Annotated in this window: 2 protein-coding genes; one reads left to right on the top strand and one right to left on the bottom strand. The window is 67.0% G+C overall.

Features of this window, described 5'->3' with window-relative positions; translation table 11 throughout:
* Positions 1-94: 94 nt before the first annotated feature.
* Positions 95-796 carry a hypothetical protein gene (locus tag G0D83_RS00090; protein ID WP_164188516.1) on the top strand — a complete coding sequence of 234 codons (702 nt, stop codon included), beginning with the start codon at positions 95-97 and terminating at the stop codon, positions 794-796.
* Positions 797-829: 33 nt separating this feature from the next.
* Here G0D83_RS00090 and G0D83_RS00085 read toward each other — a convergent pair whose 3' ends face one another.
* Complete coding sequence (locus tag G0D83_RS00085; protein ID WP_164188514.1) at positions 830-1,312, bottom strand: hypothetical protein; 483 nt, start codon at positions 1,310-1,312, stop codon at positions 830-832.
* Positions 1,313-1,522 lie beyond the last annotated feature (210 nt).

The following is a 1,522-nucleotide window of genomic DNA, read 5'->3' as shown; positions in this document are numbered from 1 at the left end:
GGCTGCAGGGCGGCGCCATGCTGGACATCCTGGCCGGCGGCGACGCGCTGCTCGAAGAGCTCCTTGATGTCATCGACGTGAGGGAGGCGGCAGAGTGAGCGACGAGCCCACGCCAGAGAAGCGCAAGAGGTCCCGCGTCGTGCGCACCTCCCATGCGCTGCCAAATGCCGCCGAGCACGCCAAGGCGAGCAGCCGGCTTGCAGCGGCCACGGCCCGCTACGCGGGACGCGCCACTCCCGAGCCGCAGGAGACGAGGATCGAGCCAAAGCCCGACGCCGCCGCCAGCGCCGGCGTCACTCCTGACCTGGCCCCGACTGGCAAGGAAAGCACCGCTGGCGCAAAGCGGCCGCAGCAGATGCGACGGACACCGCCGAAGGCGGCAGCGCGGCAGGCCGAGGAGGCCCGGACGCCAGCGAAGAAAAACGTGCGCGGCTTCGTGGTCTGGCTGCCGGCCGATATGGCGCGGCTGGAGGCATTGGCGATCCGGCTTGGCACCAGCGTCGACTATCTCGAAAGGGCGCTGATGAAGCAGGCGCGCAAGCGATACCTGGAGCTCGATCACGCGAGCGCGCTGCGCGAGAGCGCCCGGCTCAAGACACATCTCGGTCTGACGCGGACCGAGGGCAGCGGCGGGCTTTTCGTGAACGCCTATTCGGACCCTGAGATTGTCCGCGCCCTGCGCGCTGAGATCGGCGATCCGCTCGATCTTATCGCCGATGCGCGGATCATCGGCGCGCTGTTCCGGCTCTACGGTCTCGACGCGCTGGCAGCTTACGAGGGGAAAGCGGCGGGATAAGCGTCACCGCGCGCGACTGCCCGCGGTGACGGCTCAGTCACACGGGCCAGCGAGTACGTCGCCCACATTCCAGGTCACCGCATCATGCGCGCTGACCACGGCAAATTCGGTGCTCGATCCAAGGATGGCGACCAGCGTCGCCCACGCCTCGGGATCGGCCTTCGTCTGCAGGGCGCGGCCGTCTTCGAGCTCGAACGCCGCCTGCTCGCCGGTCTGTGCCAGGACCACGATCCGCGCCGGCGCGCGCTCCTGCGGCAGGCTGACAGCAAATGACCCGTTCGGCTGCGGGCCGAAGACACGATCCGGGTCGCAGACAAGCTGCAGCGTTGCGCCGGGGCCTTCGAGATCATTCACAGGCAATCCGCGCTGGAGGCTGTGAGACCAGGTCACATCCGAAATTACCACGGGTGCCGAGTCCGCCGCGGTCCCCTCCTGGGTTCCGGTCTCCTGCTGCGCCTGTGCAACGAGCGGCGTCAGCGAAAAGAGGAAGAATGCACCGAATGATGAATGTCGCATGAAACACTCCTTTTGTGCACAAAGCGTACATCTCTTACGCTAGGGCATCCCATCCGGAATGAAAACCGAAGCCCGCAAGCAAAACTGCATGGACAGGGCTAAGGGGCGCAGCCCCTCGCGCGGTCAACAGAATTAGCCAGGGCCGTGTCCTCGGCCGAGGGCCTGCGGGCCGCACCACCCTGTCGATTTCTGCTGCCCTTGCTACCCCCG

The organism is Salipiger sp. PrR003, assembly GCF_010500785.1.
GTDB lineage: Bacteria > Pseudomonadota > Alphaproteobacteria > Rhodobacterales > Rhodobacteraceae > Salipiger > Salipiger pacificus_A.
This window is presented reverse-complemented; position numbering and strand designations above follow the sequence as displayed.

Excerpts from the sequence above, each read along its gene's own strand:
- G0D83_RS00085 (WP_164188514.1), bottom strand. The coding sequence starts at position 1,312 with ATGCGACATTCATCATTCGGTGCATTCTTCCTCTTTTCGCTGACGCCG.